Annotated in this window: 22 protein-coding genes and 1 tRNA gene; 10 read left to right on the plus strand and 13 right to left on the minus strand. The window is 63.2% G+C overall.

From position 1 onward, the window contains the following. Positions 1 to 31: 31 nt before the first annotated feature. The 3 genes from ugpE (at position 32) to H5P29_RS09590 (ending at position 2893) form a co-directional block, all read left to right on the plus strand. Positions 32 to 880 (plus strand): sn-glycerol-3-phosphate ABC transporter permease UgpE, encoded by an 849-nt coding sequence (gene ugpE, locus H5P29_RS09580; RefSeq protein WP_154386175.1) that lies wholly within the window; start codon positions 32 to 34, stop codon positions 878 to 880. Continuing rightward, entirely contained in the window at positions 880 to 1926 is a 1047-nt protein-coding gene (gene ugpC, locus H5P29_RS09585) for a sn-glycerol-3-phosphate ABC transporter ATP-binding protein UgpC (RefSeq protein WP_154386140.1), read from the plus strand. The genes ugpE and ugpC overlap by 1 nt, the downstream gene beginning before the upstream one ends. 226 nt (positions 1927 to 2152) lie before the next feature. Then, a complete protein-coding gene (locus H5P29_RS09590) occupies positions 2153 to 2893 on the plus strand; it encodes a GGDEF domain-containing protein (RefSeq protein ID WP_154386141.1) in 741 nt (246 codons plus the stop codon). A 43-nt stretch (positions 2894 to 2936) separates the two neighbouring features. Here the strand turns inward: H5P29_RS09590 and H5P29_RS09595 are convergent, their stop codons facing one another. The 7 genes from H5P29_RS09595 to H5P29_RS09625 form a co-directional block, all read right to left on the minus strand. Beyond that, a complete protein-coding gene (locus H5P29_RS09595) occupies positions 2937 to 3818 on the minus strand; it encodes a 3-hydroxybutyryl-CoA dehydrogenase (protein ID WP_067966133.1) in 882 nt (293 codons plus the stop codon). A 111-nt stretch (positions 3819 to 3929) separates the two neighbouring features. Continuing rightward, positions 3930 to 4859, minus strand: a complete 930-nt coding sequence (locus tag H5P29_RS09600) for an electron transfer flavoprotein subunit alpha/FixB family protein (protein WP_067957700.1) — start codon at positions 4857 to 4859, stop codon at positions 3930 to 3932. A 24-nt stretch (positions 4860 to 4883) separates the two neighbouring features. Continuing rightward, positions 4884 to 5633 carry an electron transfer flavoprotein subunit beta/FixA family protein gene (locus tag H5P29_RS09605; RefSeq protein WP_067957703.1) on the minus strand — a complete coding sequence of 250 codons (750 nt, stop codon included), beginning with the start codon at positions 5631 to 5633 and terminating at the stop codon, positions 4884 to 4886. Positions 5634 to 5854: 221 nt separating this feature from the next. Further along, positions 5855 to 6643: a rhomboid family intramembrane serine protease gene (locus tag H5P29_RS09610; RefSeq protein WP_067957706.1), complete on the minus strand. Its 789-nt coding sequence runs from the start codon at positions 6641 to 6643 to the stop codon at positions 5855 to 5857. A 39-nt stretch (positions 6644 to 6682) separates the two neighbouring features. Further along, the gene (locus tag H5P29_RS09615; protein ID WP_154386142.1) at positions 6683 to 7264 is read right to left on the minus strand and encodes a cob(I)yrinic acid a,c-diamide adenosyltransferase; all 582 of its coding nucleotides are present in this window, start codon (positions 7262 to 7264) and stop codon (positions 6683 to 6685) included. A 12-nt stretch (positions 7265 to 7276) separates the two neighbouring features. Beyond that, positions 7277 to 7471: a twin transmembrane helix small protein gene (locus H5P29_RS09620; protein ID WP_067957711.1), complete on the minus strand. Its 195-nt coding sequence runs from the start codon at positions 7469 to 7471 to the stop codon at positions 7277 to 7279. Positions 7472 to 7498: 27 nt separating this feature from the next. Next, positions 7499 to 8341 (minus strand): SDR family oxidoreductase, encoded by an 843-nt coding sequence (locus H5P29_RS09625; protein ID WP_067957716.1) that lies wholly within the window; start codon positions 8339 to 8341, stop codon positions 7499 to 7501. Between the two features lie 148 nt (positions 8342 to 8489). On the opposite strand from H5P29_RS09625, the gene H5P29_RS09630 reads away from it, so the two are divergent. Next, entirely contained in the window at positions 8490 to 9341 is an 852-nt protein-coding gene (locus tag H5P29_RS09630) for a YihY/virulence factor BrkB family protein (protein ID WP_182575183.1), read from the plus strand. Here the strand turns inward: H5P29_RS09630 and H5P29_RS09635 are convergent. After that, entirely contained in the window at positions 9308 to 10201 is an 894-nt protein-coding gene (locus tag H5P29_RS09635) for a DMT family transporter (RefSeq protein WP_067957718.1), read from the minus strand. The genes H5P29_RS09630 and H5P29_RS09635 overlap by 34 nt on opposite strands. A 198-nt stretch (positions 10202 to 10399) precedes the next feature. Here H5P29_RS09635 and H5P29_RS09640 point away from each other — a divergent pair, with 198 nt between their 5' ends. Next, positions 10400 to 10696, plus strand: coding sequence for a hypothetical protein (locus H5P29_RS09640; RefSeq protein ID WP_067957722.1), 297 nt, complete (start codon positions 10400 to 10402; stop codon positions 10694 to 10696). A 66-nt stretch (positions 10697 to 10762) separates the two neighbouring features. On the opposite strand, the gene gluQRS is transcribed toward H5P29_RS09640, so the two are convergent. Then, complete coding sequence (gene gluQRS, locus H5P29_RS09645) at positions 10763 to 11677, minus strand: tRNA glutamyl-Q(34) synthetase GluQRS (protein WP_154386144.1); 915 nt, start codon at positions 11675 to 11677, stop codon at positions 10763 to 10765. Positions 11678 to 11752: 75 nt separating this feature from the next. Here gluQRS and H5P29_RS09650 point away from each other — a divergent pair, with 75 nt between their 5' ends. Both H5P29_RS09650 and H5P29_RS09655 read left to right on the plus strand, forming a co-directional pair. Further along, positions 11753 to 12406 carry a DNA-3-methyladenine glycosylase gene (locus H5P29_RS09650; protein ID WP_067957728.1) on the plus strand — a complete coding sequence of 218 codons (654 nt, stop codon included), beginning with the start codon at positions 11753 to 11755 and terminating at the stop codon, positions 12404 to 12406. Positions 12407 to 12524: 118 nt separating this feature from the next. Continuing rightward, the gene (locus tag H5P29_RS09655; RefSeq protein ID WP_067966138.1) at positions 12525 to 13082 is read left to right on the plus strand and encodes an HNH endonuclease; all 558 of its coding nucleotides are present in this window, start codon (positions 12525 to 12527) and stop codon (positions 13080 to 13082) included. 75 nt (positions 13083 to 13157) lie between these two features. Here the strand turns inward: H5P29_RS09655 and H5P29_RS09660 are convergent, their stop codons facing one another. The 3 genes from H5P29_RS09660 to H5P29_RS09670 all read right to left on the minus strand — a co-directional run bounded on the left by H5P29_RS09660 (position 13158) and on the right by H5P29_RS09670 (position 15119). Further along, on the minus strand, positions 13158 to 13673 hold the full coding sequence (locus tag H5P29_RS09660) for a disulfide bond formation protein B (protein WP_067957731.1): 516 nt from the start codon (positions 13671 to 13673) through the stop codon (positions 13158 to 13160). A gap of 37 nt (positions 13674 to 13710) precedes the next feature. After that, positions 13711 to 14298, minus strand: coding sequence for a YqaA family protein (locus H5P29_RS09665; protein WP_067957734.1), 588 nt, complete (start codon positions 14296 to 14298; stop codon positions 13711 to 13713). A 203-nt stretch (positions 14299 to 14501) separates the two neighbouring features. After that, complete coding sequence (locus H5P29_RS09670; RefSeq protein WP_154386145.1) at positions 14502 to 15119, minus strand: DUF6506 family protein; 618 nt, start codon at positions 15117 to 15119, stop codon at positions 14502 to 14504. 99 nt (positions 15120 to 15218) lie between these two features. Between H5P29_RS09670 and H5P29_RS09675 the strand changes: the two genes are divergently transcribed. From H5P29_RS09675 to H5P29_RS09685, 3 genes are all read left to right on the plus strand, one after another. Then, positions 15219 to 16130, plus strand: coding sequence for a LysR family transcriptional regulator (locus H5P29_RS09675; protein WP_185910319.1), 912 nt, complete (start codon positions 15219 to 15221; stop codon positions 16128 to 16130). Between the two features lie 130 nt (positions 16131 to 16260). Further along, positions 16261 to 16345, plus strand: a tRNA-Leu gene (locus tag H5P29_RS09680). Positions 16346 to 16563: 218 nt separating this feature from the next. Continuing rightward, a complete protein-coding gene (locus H5P29_RS09685; RefSeq protein ID WP_067957740.1) occupies positions 16564 to 17418 on the plus strand; it encodes a rhamnan synthesis F family protein in 855 nt (284 codons plus the stop codon). Positions 17419 to 17446: 28 nt separating this feature from the next. Here the strand turns inward: H5P29_RS09685 and H5P29_RS09690 are convergent, their stop codons facing one another. Beyond that, positions 17447 to 18532 (minus strand): rhamnan synthesis F family protein, encoded by a 1086-nt coding sequence (locus tag H5P29_RS09690; RefSeq protein ID WP_154386146.1) that lies wholly within the window; start codon positions 18530 to 18532, stop codon positions 17447 to 17449. Between the last annotated feature and the right edge of the window lie 159 nt (positions 18533 to 18691).

The raw sequence follows: 18691 nt of genomic DNA on the forward strand, positions 1-18691 counted from the left end.
CCTTGTGCCTGCGAGCGGTCACGACAAGCTGATGATCGGCCAGTCGATCGCCGGCATTTACGTCGCGCATGCCATCCTGATCCTCGGCATCGTAATCGTCGCGTTCCCGATCTACTACACCTTCGTTGCCTCGACCCATTCGCTGCAGACGATCCTGCGTCCGCCGCTACCGCTTTTGCCCGGCGACCGTTTTGTCGAGAATTATTACGAGGCGCTGTTCGGCGGCGTCGGGCGCATCGGCGGGGTCAGCGTCGCAACCCTTTTGGTCAACACCACCATCGTTGCGCTCGGCATCGCCATCGGCAAGATCGTCATCTCGATCCTGTCGGCCTATGCCATCGTCTTCTTCCGCTTTCCGTTCCGCATGGTGTTTTTCTGGCTGATCTTCATCACGCTTATGCTGCCGGTCGAGGTGCGGATCCTGCCGACCTACAAGGTGATGGTCGATCTCGGCCTGATCGACACCTACACTGGGCTGATTTTGCCACTGATCGCGTCCGCCACCGCGACGCTTCTGTTCCGCCAGTTCTTCCTCACCATCCCGGGTGAGCTGGTCGAGGCCGCGCGCGTCGACGGCGCCGGCCCCTGGCGCTTCTTCAAGGATATCTTGCTGCCCCTGTCGCGCACCAATATCGCGGCGTTGTTCGTCATCCTGTTCATCTATGGCTGGACGCAATATCTCTGGCCGCTGCTCGTCACCAACCGTAACGACATGAACACCATCGTCATTGCACTGAAAAAGATGATCTCCTTTGCCGATGCCGATACCGAATGGCATCTGGTGATGGTCACATCCATGCTGGCCATCGTGCCGCCCATCCTGGTCGTTGTGCTGATGCAGCGCTGGTTCGTCCGCGGCCTCGTCGATACGGAGAAATAATGGCAACCGTCGATCTCAAGGACGTACGCAAGGTCTATGCCGGCGGGGTCGAAGCGGTGAAGGGCGTCTCCATCGCCATTCCCGACAAGGCTTTGTGCGTGCTCGTCGGCCCCTCGGGCTGCGGCAAGTCCACGCTTTTGCGCATGATTGCAGGGCTGGAAACTATTTCGGCCGGCACCTGCTCGATCGACGGCAAGGTGGTCAACGCCGTCGGCCCGACCGAGCGCGACATCGCCATGGTGTTTCAGAACTATGCGCTCTACCCGCATATGAAGGTCTACGACAACATGGCCTACGGCCTGCGCAACCGCGGCATGCCGAAGGACGAGGTCGACAAGCGCGTGCGGACCACTGCCAAGACGCTGGAACTCGAGCACCTGCTTGAACGTCGCCCGCGTGAGCTCTCGGGCGGCCAGCGCCAGCGCGTCGCCATGGGCCGCGCCATCGTGCGCAACCCCAAGGTGTTCCTGTTCGACGAGCCTCTCAGCAACCTCGACGCCAAGCTGCGCGGCCAGATGCGCGTCGAGATCAAGAGCCTGCAGCGCCAGCTCGGCGTCACCTCGGTCTATGTCACCCATGACCAGCTCGAGGCGATGACGCTGGCCGACGTTCTGGTGGTGATGAATGGCGGGCTGGTCGAACAGCTCGGCGCGCCGCTCGACATCTATGAAAAGCCGGCATCGACCTTCGTCGCTTCCTTCATCGGCGCGCCGCCGATGAACCTTCTGCCGCTGCGCGGCGGCCAGCTCGAAGATGCGGTGACTTTGCCCGAAATAGCAGGCAACGCCGCGACGATCGGCTTCCGCCCCGAGGATTGCGAAGTCGGCGCCGATGGTGCTGCATCCAGTGACGGCCTCCGGCTGATGGCCAGGGTCGAGGGCGTCGAGCCGGTGGGCGCCGAGAGTTTCCTCTATTGCGCGGCTGGCGGCGGCAAGATCGTGGTGCGCGTCGCTGGCCGCACCGAGGTGCAGGCGGGCGACCAATTGCCGATCTTTACGCGGCGGGAAAAGCTGCATTTCTTCGGCAGCGACGGCAAGCGCGTCTAGAGGGAGGGCGACGAACCTCGCTGCTGTTGTGTCTTGCTGAGCTTTCGACGTGCGCATGGCTGTCCGACAGCAATCGTGAGCGATCGCTTGAATTTGACGACCTGTGCTAACCTCTTGTTCATGCAGCCTGATCGAAAATCGGCTCACGATCCAGGAGGTGTCAGATTTGCCGGCATCGTTGACGAAACTGTCTTCAAGGGCATGGTTGCAACTCGCGGGCTGGACAGTGTTCGGAACGCTCGGTTGTGTCGCCGTCTCGCTCGTGGTCACGATTGCCCTGTTTCGCAATGCCGGCTCGGAAATGCTCGGTCTCGCCTTGATCGAAGCGACGCTCGTGCCGATACTTTTGGCAGCACCGCTGTTTTTCTACCTGACGCTCAAGCTGCGCGAACTGGCCGTCGTCAACCACAAGCTCGTTGTCGCCGCCTCGACCGACGCACTGACCGCCTGCCTCAACAGGGGGGCGTTCTCATCCCGCGTCGAGAATGTGCTTACCCGCGAGATCGCGCGCCGCCAGCGCGCCATGGGCGCGTTGCTCGTCATCGACGCCGATCACTTCAAGATGGTCAACGACCGTTTCGGCCATGCCGAAGGCGATGAGGCACTGCGCGTCATCGTCGCGGCGATCCAGCCTTGCCTGAGGCGCGACGACATGCTCGGCCGCCTCGGCGGCGAGGAATTTGCGGTCTTCTTGCCTGGCGTGACACCGGTCAACGCTGCCGATATCGCCGAGCGCATCCGCCGCTCAGTGGCCGACGCGCCGTTCAGGCCAGGCGGCAACAACCACACGCTGACGGTCAGCGTAGGCGGCGCCCTGTTCGACCGGCCGGTGATGTTCGAAGAGCTGTTCCGCGTCGCCGACCTGCATCTCTACGAAGCCAAGGGCGCGGGGCGCAACCGGGTCGAGCTGGCGGCCATGCCGTCAGATATGACACCGAGCTGGTTTCACACCGGACTCCCGAACTGAGACATCAGGCTGCCCGCGGGCGAAGCGTCCGCCGCAACGCGGTTCAGCGTGTCGGCACCGGATGCTCGCCGCGATAGTCGTAGAAACCGCGGCCGGTCTTGCGGCCAAGCCAGCCGGCTTCGACATATTTCACCAGCAGCGGGCAGGGGCGATACTTCGAGTCCGACAAGCCGTCGTGGAGCACCTGCATGATCGACAGGCAGGTGTCGAGGCCGATGAAGTCGGCGAGCTGCAGCGGTCCCATCGGGTGATTGGCGCCGAGCTTCATTGCCGTGTCGATGGCTTCGACGGTGCCGACGCCTTCATATAGCGTGTAGATTGCCTCGTTGATCATCGGCAAAAGGATGCGGTTGACGATGAAAGCCGGGAAATCCTCCGAGACCGTCACCGTCTTGTCGAGGTTGGCGACATAGGCCTTGGCGGATTCGAAAGTCTTGTCTTCGGTGGCGATACCACGCACCAGCTCGACCAGCTTCATCACCGGCACCGGATTCATGAAGTGGATACCGATGAAGCGCTCGGGTCGATCGGTCTGGGCGGCCAGCCGCGTGATCGAGATCGACGAGGTGTTGGTGGCGAGGATCGCCTCCGGGTTCAGCTGCGGACACAGCTGCGCATAGATCTTGCGCTTGATCGTCTCGTCTTCGGTCGCCGCCTCGATGACGAGATCGGCGCTGGCGAGGTCGGCCATGGCGGGTGCGGACGAGATGCGGTTCATCGCATCCTTGCGGGCCTGGTCCTCGAGCTTGCCCGAAGCGACCTGGCGCGCCAGATTGCCATTGATGGTGGCGATGCCTTTTTCGATGCGCTCCGGCGACAAGTCGTAGAGCAGTACACTGTAGCCGGCGAGTGCCGAAACATGTGCGATACCGCCGCCCATCTGGCCAGCGCCGACAATGCCGATCGTCTCGATCTTACCCGTCATCACACCTATCCCGTCGCAGGCTCTTTTAGTTTTGTGCAATGCAAACTAAATGGCCGGGGTAGCACTCGTCTACCCCGGCCATCACATTTTAATCCCTGAGCTGATCGGGCGTCAAAGCGCCTTTTCGAGCTCGGGCAGGACAGTGAACAGGTCGCCGACGATGCCATAGTCGGCCACCTGGAAGATCGGGGCTTCTTCGTCCTTGTTGATGGCGACGATGACCTTCGAGTCCTTCATGCCGGCGAGGTGCTGGATCGCACCCGAGATGCCGCAGGCGATGTAGAGATCGGGGGCGACCACCTTGCCGGTCTGGCCGACCTGCCAGTCGTTGGGAGCGTAGCCGGCGTCGACCGCAGCACGGCTGGCGCCGACGGCGGCGCCGAGCTTGTCGGCGACGGGCAGGATGACTTCCTGGAACTTCTCCGACGAACCGAGCGCGCGGCCACCCGAGATGATGATCTTGGCCGAGGTCAGCTCCGGACGATCGCTCTCCGACAGCTTGTTCTCGACGAAGCTTGACAGGCCGGGATTTGCGGCTGCAGCAACCGCCTCGACGGCGGCTGAACCGCCCTCGGGGGCTGCCTGGAACGAGGCAGTGCGCACGGTGATCACCTTCTTGGCCCCGGGTGCCTGCACCGTCTGGATGGCGTTGCCGGCATAGATCGGACGCTTGAAGGTGTCGGCCGAGACGACCTCGATGATTTCCGAGACCTGGGCGACGTCGAGCAGGGCAGCGACGCGCGGAGCAACGTTCTTGCCGGTCGAGGTGGCAGCGGCGACGATGGTGTCGTAGTTGCCGGCGAGGCCGACGACGAGTGCCGCAGTCGGTTCGGCCAGGCGTTCGGCCAGTTCTTCGCTTTCAGCGAGCAGAACCTTGCGCACGCCCTTCAGCTTGGCGGCTGCATCGGCCGCTGCCTTGGCGCCCTTGCCGGCGACCAGCACGTCGATGTCGGAACCGATCTTCAGGGCCGCCGACAGCGCCTTGGCGGTCTGGTCGGAGAGCGAAGCGTTGTCGTGTTCGGCGATGAGGAGAATTGCCATGTTTTTGATCCCTTTCCGCTTCGCTTAGAGCACGCCGGCTTCGTTGCGCAGCTTGTCGACGAGCTCAGCCGCGGTCTTGACCTTGATGCCTGCCTTGCGGCCACCCGGCTCCTCGGTCTTCAGCACCTTGAGGCGCGGCGTGATGTCGGCACCGAAGTCGGCGGCCGACTTCTCGTCGAGCGGCTTCTTCTTGGCCTTCATGATGTTGGGCAGCGAGGCATAGCGCGGCTGGTTGAGGCGCAGGTCGACTGTGACGATCGCCGGCATCTTGAGCGACACCGTCTGCAGGCCGCCGTCGACTTCGCGCGTCACGTTGGCATGATCACCGGCGAGCTCGATCTTCGAGGCGAAGGTGCCCTGGGCCCAGCCCAGCAGGGCCGCCAGCATCTGGCCGGTCTGGTTCGAATCGTCGTCGATCGCCTGCTTGCCGAGCAGCACCAGGCCCGGCGTCTCAGCCTCGACCACGCCCTTCAGCACCTTGGCGACGCCGAGCGGCTCGACGGCTTCGTCGGTCTTCACCAGGATGGCGCGATCGGCGCCCATGGCGAGAGCGGTGCGCAGCGTTTCCTGGGCCTGCGCAGGTCCGATCGAAACCACGACGATCTCTTCGACCTTGCCGGCTTCCTTGAGGCGGATGGCCTCTTCGACCGCGATCTCATCGAACGGGTTCATCGCCATCTTGACGTTGGCGAGCTCAACGCCCGAGCCGTCCGATTTCACGCGCACCTTCACGTTCGCATCGACAACCCGCTTGACCGGGACGAGAACTTTCATGGGCTGGTACCTCTCTGAACAGCGATATTGTGCGCGCTATAGCAGCGCTTGGCCCCACGCAATTGTCGATTGCCGACATATTGGGCGGAAAAACAGACTTGATCTCGCGCTTTTGGTGGCGGGAGGGCTGCCGCAAGCGGCGGGACCGTAGTTGCGGCTAACCTTAGCGTCAATATCTGCTTGAAGCTCAAATCGTTTGAAAAAAGCTGTGCCAGTGACCGCTATTGCCGGCCCCAGCGCGTGGTCGGCTGGGCTGTCGGCGGCTCGGGCGTAGCGGGCTCCGGCATGGCCGGCGCCTCGGCCTTGTCAGGGCTCGGCACCGCCTCTTCGGCATCGGCAAACAGCGGCACCTCGCGGCGGCGCAGGACGAGCACCATCACGGCACCGGCGACGATGCCGCCGACATGCGCCGCCCAACTGACCTCGTCGTCGCCGCCGATGGCGATCATCAGGAACTGGAAGGCGACCCACAGGATCAGTGGGATCCAGGCCGGAATGCGCAGCGGGATACGGGCGAAGGCCAGCACCCACACCTTCACCCGGGGGTAGAGGATCAGGTAGGCGGCGACGATGCCGGCGATGGCGCCCGAGGCGCCGATCAGTGGCGTCTGCGAATCCGGCAGGATCAGCCCGTGCAGGAAAGCGCCGGCGACCGCGCAGAGCAAGTAGAACACCAGGAAGCGGAAATGCCCGAGCGCATCTTCGACATTGTCGCCGAACACCCAGAGGAACAGCATGTTGCCGCCGAGATGGAAGATGTCGCCATGCAGGAAGGAATAGGTGACGTAGCTCAAGTTTTCCGGAATGATGATCAGATCCGGCGACAGCTCCGCCAGATCGTGCACGACGGAGGGGATGTAGCCGAGCCCGAGCACGGCAGCGGTGGCAAAGTCCTCGCCGCCGACCGTGGTCAGGAGATACACGATGACGTTGATCGCGATCAGGCTGAGCGTGACATATTGCAGCCTGATGTGGCGCAGGTGATTGGAATCATAGAGCGGAATGAACATGCGGCTCGCTTCCGCCCTCCCGGCAACCTTATCAGCAAATCAGCGGTTCTTGCCGGGAACCCATAGCACATCGGCTTTTCCGTTGTCATTGACCACGCGCGCGGCAACGAACAGCAGGTCGGAAACCCGGTTGATGTAGCGGATGCCCTCACGGTTGACGTGTTCGCCGGGGTCCTGCGCCAAGGCCACCATCACACGCTCGGCGCGGCGGGCAACCGTGCGGGCCAGATGCAGCGCTGCTGCCGCCGCCGATCCGCCATTCAGCACAAACGAGCGCAGCGGCTCGAGACCGGCGTTCAGCACGTCGATGTCGGCCTCGATGCGCGCGGTCTGGCTGGCGATGATGCGCAGCGGCTCGTAGCCAAGGTCCTTGCCGGTGTCGGGGGTCGACAGGTCCGCGCCGAGATCGAACATGTCGTTCTGGATGCGGTAAAGCATGGCGTCGATGTCGGGGTTCTCCGTCGCGGTATGCACCCGCGCCATGCCGATGCAGGCATTGGTCTCGTCGACGGCGCCATAGGCTTCGACGCGCAGGTCTGATTTCAGCCGCCTTTCGCCCGAGCCCAGGCCGGTGGTGCCATCGTCGCCGGTGCGGGTGTAGATCTTGTTGAGCTTGACCATTCCGCGCTCCGCTCAGCCGCCACGGGTGAAATAAAGGGTGAGCAGGATGAACACCAGCGCCACTGCCTGCAGCAGCACGCGTGCCTGCATCAGCTTGTTCGAGGTGTTGCCGGAGCCGCCGCGCAGCATGTGGATCAGGCCGCGGATCAGGACCACCACCACGGCGAACATGAAGACGACGGCGAGGATGTTGAAGACGGTAGCCATATTGGTTCCAGTTCAGTCGTAGGCCGGTCAGGCTTGGCGGGCCAGAATTCTGTAAAGCAGCGAAGCAGGCAGCAGCCGCTTCAGCACGACGCCGATTCTCGCGGGCGTCGTGACAACATAATGCGGGCGCGGCCGGGGCGACAGCAGGGCGTGTCGCAATACCGCATGAACCGCTTCCGGTCCCAGCTTGAGCCGCGATTTCGAGCCGCCGCTGGACAGCCTGTCGAGTTGGGCGCGATAGGCCACGTGGTGGGGCGAGTTTTCGTGGTCGATGTAGCGCAGGAACCAGTCGAGCCCGTTGGTGGCGATCTTCGAGCGTATCGGGCCGGGCTCGATCATCGCGACATGGACGCCGCTGCCGGCGAGTTCCTGACGCATGCAAAGCATAAGCCCCTCCAGCGCATGCTTGGAGGCGGAGTAGGCGCCGCGGAACGGCACCGGCGTCAGGCCGAGGATCGACGAGCAGTTGACGATGCGGCCGTGGTTCTGCGCACGCATCACCGGAACGACGCGCCGTGTCAGGTCGTGCCAGCCGAAGAAGTTGGCCTCGAATTGGTCCCGCAGTGCCGCCATCGGCAGATCCTCGACTGCGCCCGGCTGGGCGTGCGCACCATTGTTGAACAGCGCGTCGAGCCTGCCGCCGGTACGTTCAAGCACGGTTTCGACCAACGCCTCGATCGATTCCGGCTTGGCGTAGTCGAGGAACAGCGCCTCGAGACCGTCGGTCTCGAGTGCCGCCAGATCCTCGGTCTTGCGCGCCGTGGCGAACACGCGCCAGCCCTCGGCCTTCAGTGCGCGGGCGCAATGAGCGCCGATGCCCGACGACGCGCCGGTCACGATTATCGTGCGTAACTCGTTGATCGGGTTCACTTCGTTTTTGCCCGGCCTTGCAAATGAGGGCAAAGCCTTCCCATATTCGCCGCCACGAAACAATTGGCCAATTCATGATTGGCCGTGTCACTGTCGGCCGCTAGGTAGTTGGCCAGGACCCAACGGACGGAGCGGAAAACTGGAGCTGATGCGCAAGATCGTCGCCACGAGGCGCGTGCTCTTCGACGCAGCCGGCCATTTCCATGACGACGACGGTTGGGCGATGGCCAGTCATCTCGCCATTTCGGCGCTGATGGCGCTGTTCCCGTTCCTGATCTTCGCCACCACGCTCGCCAGCTTTCTGGGCGCAGATGCGTTCGCCGAAACGGCCGTGCATCTCGTCTTCGACACCTGGCCCGACCAGATCGCGGCCCCCATCGCCCGCGAGGTGGTCAATGTTCTCACCGTGCCGCGCACCGATCTTCTGACCTACGGCGTCGTGCTTGCCGCCTACTTTGCCTCAAACGGCGTCGAGGCGCTGCGTACCTCGCTCAACCGTGCCTACCGCATCACCGAGACCCGCACCTTCTGGTTCCGGCGTATCCAGAGCATCTTCTTCGTGCTCATCGCCACGATCAGCTTTGTCGCCATCTCGGTGCTTCTGGTGTTCGCGCCGATCATCGCGCGCATCCTCGAAGCCAAGTTCGAATGGATCCAGCCCTATATGGGCACCATTACCGTCTGGCGCTTCACCATCGCTTCGGCGGTCATCGTCTTCGGCCTGTTTGCCGTGCACATGTGGCTGCCGGCCGGCCGCCGTCGCTTCCTCAGCATCATCCCCGGCATCGTCTTCACGCTCATCGCCTGGGTTGTCGGCTCGACGATCTTCGCCGCCTATCTCGATACCTTCTCGTCCTACGTCACCACCTATGCCGGCCTCGCCTCGATCATGATCGCGGTGGTCTTCCTCTACATCGTCTCGGCGATCTTCATCCTCGGCGGCGAGCTCAATGCCGCGATCAGCCGCTATCTCGAAGCCCGCGCCCGCGTGCCGGGTTGAGCCGTCGCCAGGCCGACGCCGAGCGTGGCGATCGCCATGCCAATCAGTTGGATCGCCGACAGTTCTTCGCCGAACAGCAGCCAGGCAAGGACAGCGGTCACCGCCGGCACGAGGTAGAAAAGCGATGCCACCTTCGACATGGCGCCGTCGCGGATCATCACCATCAACAGGAAGATCGCGCCGATCGACAGCACGAACACCAGCCAGGCCATGGCGAAGATCAGCTCGCCATTGATCGTCACCTGCTGGTGTTCGAAGGCGAAGGAGGCGATGGTCATCAGGATCGCAGCGCCGACATATTGCCAGAATGTACCTGATACCAGGTCGCTGGCCGCGCCGACGCGCTTCTGCCAGATGGTGCCGGCACTGATGCCGGCCATGGCGATCACTGACGCAGTCAGCGTCTGCCAGGTCACGCCGCCGCCGATCGCGCCGAGCTTGGGGGAAAGCACGATCACCACGCCGACGAAGCCAATGGCAAGCCCGACCCAGTGCTTGGGCTTGATCTCCTCGCCGAGCAGCTTTCCTGCAAGTACGGCGGTGACCAGCGGCTGCAGCCCGGCGATCAGCGCCGACAGGCCCGCCGGCAAGCCCTGGTGGATCGCCCAGAACACGCCGCCGAGATAGACCCCATGCAGCAGCATGCCGATGAGTACGGAGTGCAGGGCGGCCCGCCGCGTGAGCCTGGTGGAGCCGAGCGCCAGCATCACTGCGCCGAGCAGCAGGAAGGCGAGGACGAAGCGCACGGCCAGGAAGGTGAACGGCTCCGCCCAAGGCATGGCGTAGCGCGCGCCGATGAAGCCCGTCGCCCAGAGCAGCACGAAGGTGGCCGGAATCAGCCGCTTTGGAGAAGATGTCATGGATACCCCTGGCGCCGCCGGACGCCGCTTCCGGAAGGAATCTTACCGGGATCGCTCTAATGCCGAACATTAGGACAATCAAAATGAAACGATTGATCCATAGATTCACCGGACCTGATCTGACGACCTGATCTGGGAGAAGCTTGCCCGGGAGGGGGCCTGGGAGAACTGCACAGTCGGCCTCTGAAAGGACCGCGCATGCTGTGGAATCTCGATCCGGGCTGGTTGATGATGGCGGTCGCCTTCGTCGCCGTCATGGCCTTCTTCTTTGGTGCTGCACTCGACGCCATCATGAAGGACGACGGCTTCGGCCCGACCGGCAACATGCTGCTGTTCACCACTGGCTTCTTCGGCGCGGTGCTCGTCGCCAACAGCTACGGCATCACGCTGCGCGACCTGCAACTGGCGACCGCCTGGGGGCTTGGCGGCGCCTTCATCTTCATCAGCGTGCTTGCGCTGATCAAGGCGGCGATCGCCCGGATGCTACAACCTTAGTGCATTGGCCTGGTGCATCGGCTCGAAAATCGGCATCGATCTTCGGAACGCACGAGGCGCAGATTCTTAGGGACTCGAGCGTCCTTTGTGCGGCCAATCGGACGCACGGCGCTCCAGCATCGCCTTGACCGATTCTGGCGTCTCACCGGCCTCCCGCAATGCGGCGAGGCCGGTGTCGCGTTGGCTTTTCGACAGCTTTCGTCCATCAGGACCTGTTATCAGCCGGTGGTGGAAATAGCCCGGCTGCGGCAGGCCGAGCACCTGCTGCAGCAGGCGCTGTACCGAGGTCGCGAAATAGAGGTCCTTGCCGCGCACGACATGGCTCACGCCCTGCAGTGCGTCGTCGAGCACCACCGACAGGTGATAGCTCGTCGGGATCTCCCGTCGGGCGATGATCACGTCGCCCCATTGCAGCGGGTCGGCGGCAATTTCCGCCACGCCATCCATCGCCTCGTCGGCCCATTCGCGCCAGCTCAAATGGCCGTCCAGCCGCGCCAGTGCTGCGGCGGTATCGAGCCGCCAGGCAAAAGGCGCGCCCGCATTGATGCGGCGCCGGCGCTCCCGCTGCGACATCTGCTTGTCTGCGCCGGGATAGACCGGCGCGCCGTCTGGATCGCGCGGCCAGCTTTCTCCCGACGCCTCATGGTCCATGATCGCGCCGCGTATCTCGCCCCGGCTCATGAAGGCGGGATAGACGAGTTCGTCCTTCTTCAGCCGTTCGAGCGCTGCCTCGTATTCGGCGAAATGGTCCGACTGGCGCCGTACCGGCCGCTCGTAGGCGACACCCAGCCAGGCGAGGTCGCGGAAGATGCCGGCCTCGAACTCCGGATTGCAGCGAGTTATGTCGATGTCCTCGATGCGCAGCAGCAGCCGGCCGCCGGCACTGGCCGCCATCCTTTCATTGGTCAACGCCGATAGCGCGTGGCCGAGGTGCAATTCGCCGTTGGGACTGGGCGCGAAGCGAAAGACAGGAGCCGTCATGAGCGTTGCTGGTGCCGGATTGAAGGTGTGCCTTGCCGATTGCTACGTTGCCTGCCGCAACCTAACAAGTGACGCATGCGCCGCATCTCCAATCTCGACGACGTGAATTTCGGCCTCGACGCGTTATGCGCGATCGATCCGCGCCTGCTGGCGGTTCGCGGCATGGCCGGCGAGGTGCCGCTCAGGCTGACCGAACCGGGCTTTGCCAGCCTCGCCTCGATCATCGTTTCGCAGCAGGTGTCGACGGCAAGTGCCAAGGCGATCTTCGGCCGCCTGACAGCTCTGGTCGATCCACTGACGCCGCAAGGCCTGCTTGCCGCAGGTGAGGGCATGTTCCGCGAGGCCGGCCTGTCACGGCCAAAGCAGCGCACGCTTCTGGCGGTGGCGCAGGCAGCGACCGACGGCCTCGACCTCGACGGCCTCTGCCGGCTCGACGCCCAAGAAGCGATGGCGGCGATGATCGCAATTCCCGGTATCGGCCCGTGGACGGCGGAGGTGTATCTGCTGTTCGCCGCCGGCCATCCCGATATTTTTCCGGCCCGCGATGTCGCCTTGCAATCGGCCGTAGGCCATGCGCTGGGCATCGATCCGCGCCCCGGTGAGAAGGCACTGATTCGGCTTGCCGAATCATGGGCGCCGTGGCGAGGGGTCGCATCGAGGCTGTTCTGGGCGTATTATCGCGAGACCCGTGGTCGCGATGGCGCGCCGCCGGCTGGAAATCCTGCGTAAATCCGCAAAATCGCGGTTTTTTGACGGGTTATGTGACCGGCCAGACGCTTCACATTCCTGTCACCTCGGGCTTACAGTATTCGTGCCGTTAGGTTCGAGGACCAAGGAGGTGCAGGAAGTGACGGTTGCCGTGTCTCCGGATGGGCTCCCAGCACTAGTGCTGAATGCGGATTATCGTCCGCTCAGCTACTACCCCTTGTCGTTGTGGTCCTGGCAGGACGCGATCAAGGCGGTGTTCCTCGACCGCGTCAACATCGTCGCCGAATACGAGCACGCCGTCTCATCGCCGACCTTCTCGATGAAGCTGCCCAGCGTCGTCAGCCTGAAGCATTATGTGAAGCCGTCGCGCTATCCCGCCTTCACCCGTTTCAACGTCTTCCTGCGCGACCGCTTCCAGTGCCAATATTGCGGCACCCCGGAGGATCTGACCTTTGACCACGTCATCCCGCGCCACAGCGGCGGGGCGACCACGTGGGAAAATGTCGTCGCGGCCTGCTCGCCCTGCAATCTCAGGAAGGGCGGTATGATGCCGTCGCAGGCCAAGATGTGGCCGCTGCAGAAGCCGTTCCAGCCAACGGTGCACGACCTGCACAACAATGGCCGGCTGTTTCCGCCCAACCATCTGCACGAAAGCTGGATGGACTATCTCTACTGGGATGTTGAGCTCGAGCCTTGATGAAGGCCGATCTCCCCTTTTTGGGGGAGATGTCCGGCAGGACAGAGGGGGCGAAGCATCGCGCCCCCCGAGGCGCTACCCCTTCCTGAAAGCCCCACGCAACGCCACCGCCGCCAGGAAAGCGCTGGCGAGAACGTTCCAGCCGGCGAAGGACAGGCCGAGCACGCGCAAGGCGGCATCCTCGCAACGTGGCGGCACGACGTTGTTGAGCACGTCGAGCAGGCCCTTGCCGTCGGTGTCGATCGTGCCGCTGACGGCGGCGCAATCGGTCGGGCCGGCCCACCAGCGCCATTCGACGCCGGCATGGTAGGCGCCGAGATAGAGCCCGTAGAGCATCAGCAATCCACCGACGGCCAGGAGCGCGCGGGTCATCCAGGCCGGCCAGTGCAGCGCCGACGACAGCGCCGCCAGCGCCATCAGCGGCACTCCGACATAATAGGGCGTGCGCTGCTCGAGGCAGAGCTTGCAGGGCAGGTAGCCGCCGATGTGCTGGAAGCCGAGCGCTGTGCCGACGACGGCTGCCATGGCGACGGTGAGGAAGATTGCGGTCAGCGTCTGGCTGCGGCCGGTCGGAGAGGCGAGGGAGGTCATTCTTGGGTGCCCAGCTGTTGTTACCGGCATTCGCCGTTCAGTGGAGGTATCTGACGAGAAGATAGAGCAAAATAAGGGCAGCGGCGGCGAGGCCGGCGAGCAGCCCGAGGCGCTTTTCGATGAATTCGCGGATCGGCTCGCCATAGGTGCGCAGCAGCCAGGCCAGGAATAGGAAGCGGGCGCCGCGGGCGACGATCGCCGAGACGATGAACCAGCCAAGCGGGAAGCTGACGACGCCGGCGAGAATGGTCACCACCTTGATCGGCGGCAGGTGCGACAGCCCTGAGGTGACCAGCATCAACAGGATGATGCCGGCGCCCGACGAGACCTTGAGCGCTTCGAACTCGTCATACTTGCCGTAGAATTCGAGCACCGGCTTTGCCACCGCCTCGAAGGCGTAGTGGCCGATATACCAACCGGCGATGCCGCCGAGCACTGAGGCCACGGTGGCGATGATTGCGTAGCGATAGGCCTTGTCCGGTCGCGACAGCGCCATCGGCAAGTAGAGCACGTCGGCCGGTACCAGGAAGACCGAGCTTTCGACGAAGGCGATGAAGGCCAGCCACCATTCGGCGGATTTCCTTGCCGCGAGCGACAAGGTCCAGTCGTAGAGTCGGCGAAGCATCTGGCCCCCTTGAGATATGCGCTGCCTGTTTAGGAAGAATTGCTGTGGCGCACAATGCTTGGGGTCTTCACGAATGTGAAAGCCGGGGCAACGTTACATTCTGTCGCGTGATCACGCTTGAGACATACTTGCCCGGGCCATCGCTGCAGATGAAGCGTGATGGCACGCAATCGGCGGCCATGGCCGCCGATCATGGTGTGGTGCTATGCGGCGCGCCCGGCCGCCACATGCTGCCCGGGCTGCAGCGCATCGAGCGCGAAGCTGCCCACGCCTACCGGGGCCAACCCGTCCACCGCCTGGATGATCTCGGCCACGTCCTCGGTCGAAAACCCGCCATAGAGCTCGATCAGGCCAAATCCTTCCCGGGCGAGCCGTGCTGCAACCTCGGCGGCCGTTGCCCTATCCGGAACGGCAATGAAATGCGTGTCGAGCGGCGGAAAACTGGTCACGAACCTGTCACGCTCCGGTTCGGCATCCCGCTTCAGGATGATGAAGACCGCCAGCGGCGGCTTGCCGTCGATGAAGGCCTGATTGTAGGCAGCCGCCGGCTGCAAGGATTCGATGCCAAAGGTCACCGAGCTCACCTTGACGTCGTGTCCGACGACGGCCGAGACCTTGGGGCGCCACGCCGGCGAGATGCCGCCGCACAGCTCGATCAGCTTGGCTCCCTGCGCGGCGAGCTCATGCGCCACCGCCGGTGCCTGTATCGGATCGCCCAGGGCAATGATGGTGATCCTGCCGTCCGGCGTCTCCAGCACGCTTCGGTCGATGGTCGGGTCGGCGCCGGGAGCTTCATAGATCAGGGCCTTGTCGATATGCATGTTGTGTCCTCGTTTGTCTTCGATAGCGACAAGTTGCGACAGAATACTGATCTTGGTAATTGCCATAGTTCTGCAGCCACTGATCGAAGAAATCGAACTGTGCTTGACAATCTGACGCTGGACCAGATGCGAACCTTCGTTGCCGTCGTCGAGGGTGGCAGCTTTCGCGCCGGTGCTGCGCGGCTGTCGCGGGTGCAATCGGCGATCAGCCATGCCATCGGCAACCTTGAAGCCGAGCTCAACGTGGCGCTGTTCATCCGCACCGGCCGGAAGCCCGAATTGACCGCCGAAGGGCAGGCGCTGCTCACTGATGCCAGGGCGATCCTGATCAAGGTCGACGCCATGCGCGCCCGGGCGCGCGGGCTGGGGCAGGGGCTGGAGCTTTCGCTCGCAATAGCCGTCGATCCGGTCATCCCTGCCGGCATCCTGGCCGGCGCGCTTCTCGACCTCAGGACCGAGCACCCTTCGGTCAGCGTCGCACTGAAGACGTTGCCGATGCGCGCGGCATTGCATGCGCTCATCAACCGGCACTGCACGCTCGCCATCACCACCGATACCCAGCGCGACAGCCTCGTCGAAGCCGAGTGCCTTGGCCCGGCGCAGCCCTTCGTCGCCGTGTGTTCTGCCCATCACCCGCTCGCGGCGCCGCCCGCAGCCGGTTGGTCGGCGGTCGACCTGTCCGACCACCTACAGATCGTCGTCAGCGATCCCTCGCCGGTGAGCGAAGGGCTGGATTTCGGCGTGCTGTCACCCGGCACCTGGCGTGTCAGCGATCTCGCGACCAAGCTGGCACTGATCCGGGCCGGCATCGGCTGGGGCAATCTTCCCAGCTGGATGGTCGACGTCGACCTCGCCCATGGCGCCCTTGTGCGCGTCACTGCCACCGCCCTGGGCTCACAGTCCGAGACAGCGCTGTCCGCCTATTTGCTCTGGCGCATCGACCAGCCCCCAGGCCCCGCCGCGCGCCACCTGCGCGAACGGCTGCTGGCACATTTTGACGGAGGCAGGTAGTTGCGCGCGACCGCTTTCGCTGCGCCGGCGAACGCCGTACCGGCATGAAGTTGCGCAAAGGCGCCGCTCCCCAGTTGACGAAGGGCCGCCCGACCGTATAGTCCGCGACCATTCTGTCCGTTTAGGGCAGGCCCCTATGGCGGAATTGGTAGACGCGCTCGACTCAAAATCGAGTTCCGCAAGGAGTGCTGGTTCGATCCCGGCTAGGGGCACCATTGACCTTTACGCAGCACTGCGGCGCGGAAGGCGGCTTTGATTGCTCGATCATGCCTTGCATTGTGCCGTCGCGGTGAGGTGAGCCTTCGGGCAAAAATCCGGCAGGCAAGGTCGTAGGCGCCTTTCAAATACTACCAAAAATAGATCGTTTGCGCGTTTGTCACTGTGTACAAAATCGGCCATTGAAGCGTTTATCGTCTATTAACAGGCTTTGCACATGCGCGGAGAGCTTCGGGTCGCAATTGTCATCCATGCATTCTACATGGATGCATTCGATGAAATCCTCGACCTCGCCCAAGCTCTCCCGGCACAACACAAGCTCTTCGTAACGACCGTTCCGGTTCACGAGGCGCTGGTGCGCTCGCGGCTCGATGCCGCGGAGCGAGACTACAGCCTTGGCGTCTTCGAAAATCGGGGCCGCGACATCCTGCCTTTCCTTCGCATGTTTCCAGCTGTTCGCGCCGAGGGCTTTGACGTCGTCATCAAGGTTCACACCAAGAAATCGCCGCATCTGAAGGATGGTGACGGCTGGCGCCGTATGTTGGTCGCTGCATTGCTGCAGCCCCAGGCGCTGCAGCAATTGACTTCGGCATTTCAGGCCGACGCTTCGCTGGGCATTGTCTGTCCCGAAGGTCATTTCCTCTCGCTCGACCGCTACATGGGCGGAAACGAAGCGCGTGTCCTTGCCATCGCCCAGCGCCTTGGCCTGGGTCGGGCGCAGCTGCTTGATGCCGGCTATTGCGCTGGAACGATGTTCATGGCGCGTACAGACGTCATCGCGCCACTGGCCGATCTCGGCTTCACGGCCAAGGCCTTCGAGGCGGAGGCCAACCAGGTTGACGGGACGATGGCGCATGCGTTCGAACGCTGTCTGGGTCTGGGGGGCGTCGCCCTTGGCCGCCGCATCGCCTCGAGCGCCGATCCGTTTGGACATGCCGGCTTCAACGACAGCTACGCCTTTACAAGACAGCCACGCCGCCCATCCGCGTCGGCACGCCTGAAATCGGGCTTCAAGGCCGCCCAAGGCAAATTCGGAAATGCGCTGCGGCGGATGCTCGTTCGGCCCGGTTGAACGAGCATCCGCCGCAGCGCACGTTGCCCTATATGATGCCCTGGTCGAAGAGCTGCCTTCTCGTTGAACGCAACTGGTCCCCCGAACCTTTCCTCGTCATGTCCGAAAGGATGTCGGCCAGGTGTCCCTCGTGTCCGACCGCGATAAGGTTTTGTTCGATCTCGCCGATGTCGAACTGCAGGCGGTAGACAAGGTCGCGCTTCATCAGCGGGCAGTTGAGATGTTTCTTGTAAAGGAACCCGGCCGTGTGAATCTGAGAACGCATGGCGATGCGTTCGCATATCTTCGCGATGATTGCGGCCCAGCTTTCGCTGCCCAAGCTCGCCGCCGGAAGCCTGAGATCCCGACAGATCTGGCCATTCATCGCCCCAACATCCCCGCCGTCAATTTCGGTCAGCCGCAGCCTGAGCTTGTCCGGCGTGTAGACGGTGGTAACGGATCTTGCGATCGGCAGGATTGCCGCGGAGAAACCGATTTCCCCTTTTCGGATCGCCCATAGCCGCGAATTCACCGGCAGGTATTGCTTCCAAAAGCGCGCGAATTCGGAACTTGCAACGATCCTATGCCCCACGGAGAAGCAAAAGGACTGCATGTGGTAGCCATGTTCCCGGTTTTCGAACGAACCGACGATGTCGGCTTCCGCGCCTGCCAACTCCCTGAACAGCGGAGTGAGTCCGTTGCTGAAGAAGTACACGCTGTCATTCAGGTAGAGCAGGCGCGTTGCCTCGGTATTTTCGAGCAGGTGAAGTGTCGCATCCCGAAAACCGCCAAAGTCGAGGCCAGCATTGTCGCGAACGATGAGCTTCGAACAGCGTTGCTTGAGATCGGCCAGTCGCTCGGCGTCCAGGCCGCGATTGACCACCAGGACGACGTTCGCCTGGGCCTCGTCCAACGATGCCAGTGCATTGTCGACATACCATGGCGTCTTGTTGGGCTGCCAGACCAGGAAGATGGCGTACACGCTGCCCGGGTGATGCCGCCTGCCCTGATGAACCTGATATGGCTCGTCCCTGCCGAGGCTTCGATTGAACCTGGACTTGATGACCTCGAATTCGTGGTAGCGGATCTTGGCAACACGCTTCTTGAGGGACCGCAGAATTCGCAATTTCGGCATTCCGATCCCGATCTGGTGTTGCTTTGGCGGCCGGACACCGGCAGACGCAATGGAATGCCTGCCGAGGCGCGGCGCTCTGGACCGTTTTCTTGACGCCGAGCGCTTCCGATATTAGGCAGGCTTTCTGTTGGTTGGTAGGTCAACTCCGATCCAGCCACA

It is taken from the genome of Aminobacter sp. MDW-2 (genome assembly GCF_014250155.1).
Taxonomy (GTDB): domain Bacteria; phylum Pseudomonadota; class Alphaproteobacteria; order Rhizobiales; family Rhizobiaceae; genus Aminobacter; species Aminobacter ciceronei.

Coding starts and splice junctions, on each gene's coding strand:
- ugpE (WP_154386175.1), top strand. CDS start 32: ATGATCGGCCAGTCGATCGCCGGCATTTACGTCGCGCATGCCATCCTG.
- ugpC (WP_154386140.1), top strand. CDS start 880: ATGGCAACCGTCGATCTCAAGGACGTACGCAAGGTCTATGCCGGCGGG.
- H5P29_RS09595 (WP_067966133.1), bottom strand. CDS start 3,818: ATGACGGGTAAGATCGAGACGATCGGCATTGTCGGCGCTGGCCAGATG.
- H5P29_RS09600 (WP_067957700.1), bottom strand. CDS start 4,859: ATGGCAATTCTCCTCATCGCCGAACACGACAACGCTTCGCTCTCCGAC.
- H5P29_RS09605 (WP_067957703.1), bottom strand. CDS start 5,633: ATGAAAGTTCTCGTCCCGGTCAAGCGGGTTGTCGATGCGAACGTGAAG.
- H5P29_RS09610 (WP_067957706.1), bottom strand. CDS start 6,643: ATGTTCATTCCGCTCTATGATTCCAATCACCTGCGCCACATCAGGCTG.
- H5P29_RS09615 (WP_154386142.1), bottom strand. CDS start 7,264: ATGGTCAAGCTCAACAAGATCTACACCCGCACCGGCGACGATGGCACC.
- H5P29_RS09620 (WP_067957711.1), bottom strand. CDS start 7,471: ATGGCTACCGTCTTCAACATCCTCGCCGTCGTCTTCATGTTCGCCGTG.
- H5P29_RS09630 (WP_182575183.1), top strand. CDS start 8,490: ATGCGCAAGATCGTCGCCACGAGGCGCGTGCTCTTCGACGCAGCCGGC.
- H5P29_RS09635 (WP_067957718.1), bottom strand. CDS start 10,201: ATGACATCTTCTCCAAAGCGGCTGATTCCGGCCACCTTCGTGCTGCTC.
- H5P29_RS09640 (WP_067957722.1), top strand. CDS start 10,400: ATGCTGTGGAATCTCGATCCGGGCTGGTTGATGATGGCGGTCGCCTTC.
- gluQRS (WP_154386144.1), bottom strand. CDS start 11,677: ATGACGGCTCCTGTCTTTCGCTTCGCGCCCAGTCCCAACGGCGAATTG.
- H5P29_RS09650 (WP_067957728.1), top strand. CDS start 11,753: ATGCGCCGCATCTCCAATCTCGACGACGTGAATTTCGGCCTCGACGCG.
- H5P29_RS09660 (WP_067957731.1), bottom strand. CDS start 13,673: ATGACCTCCCTCGCCTCTCCGACCGGCCGCAGCCAGACGCTGACCGCA.
- H5P29_RS09665 (WP_067957734.1), bottom strand. CDS start 14,298: ATGCTTCGCCGACTCTACGACTGGACCTTGTCGCTCGCGGCAAGGAAA.
- H5P29_RS09670 (WP_154386145.1), bottom strand. CDS start 15,119: ATGCATATCGACAAGGCCCTGATCTATGAAGCTCCCGGCGCCGACCCG.
- H5P29_RS09685 (WP_067957740.1), top strand. CDS start 16,564: ATGCGCGGAGAGCTTCGGGTCGCAATTGTCATCCATGCATTCTACATG.
- H5P29_RS09690 (WP_154386146.1), bottom strand. CDS start 18,532: ATGCCGAAATTGCGAATTCTGCGGTCCCTCAAGAAGCGTGTTGCCAAG.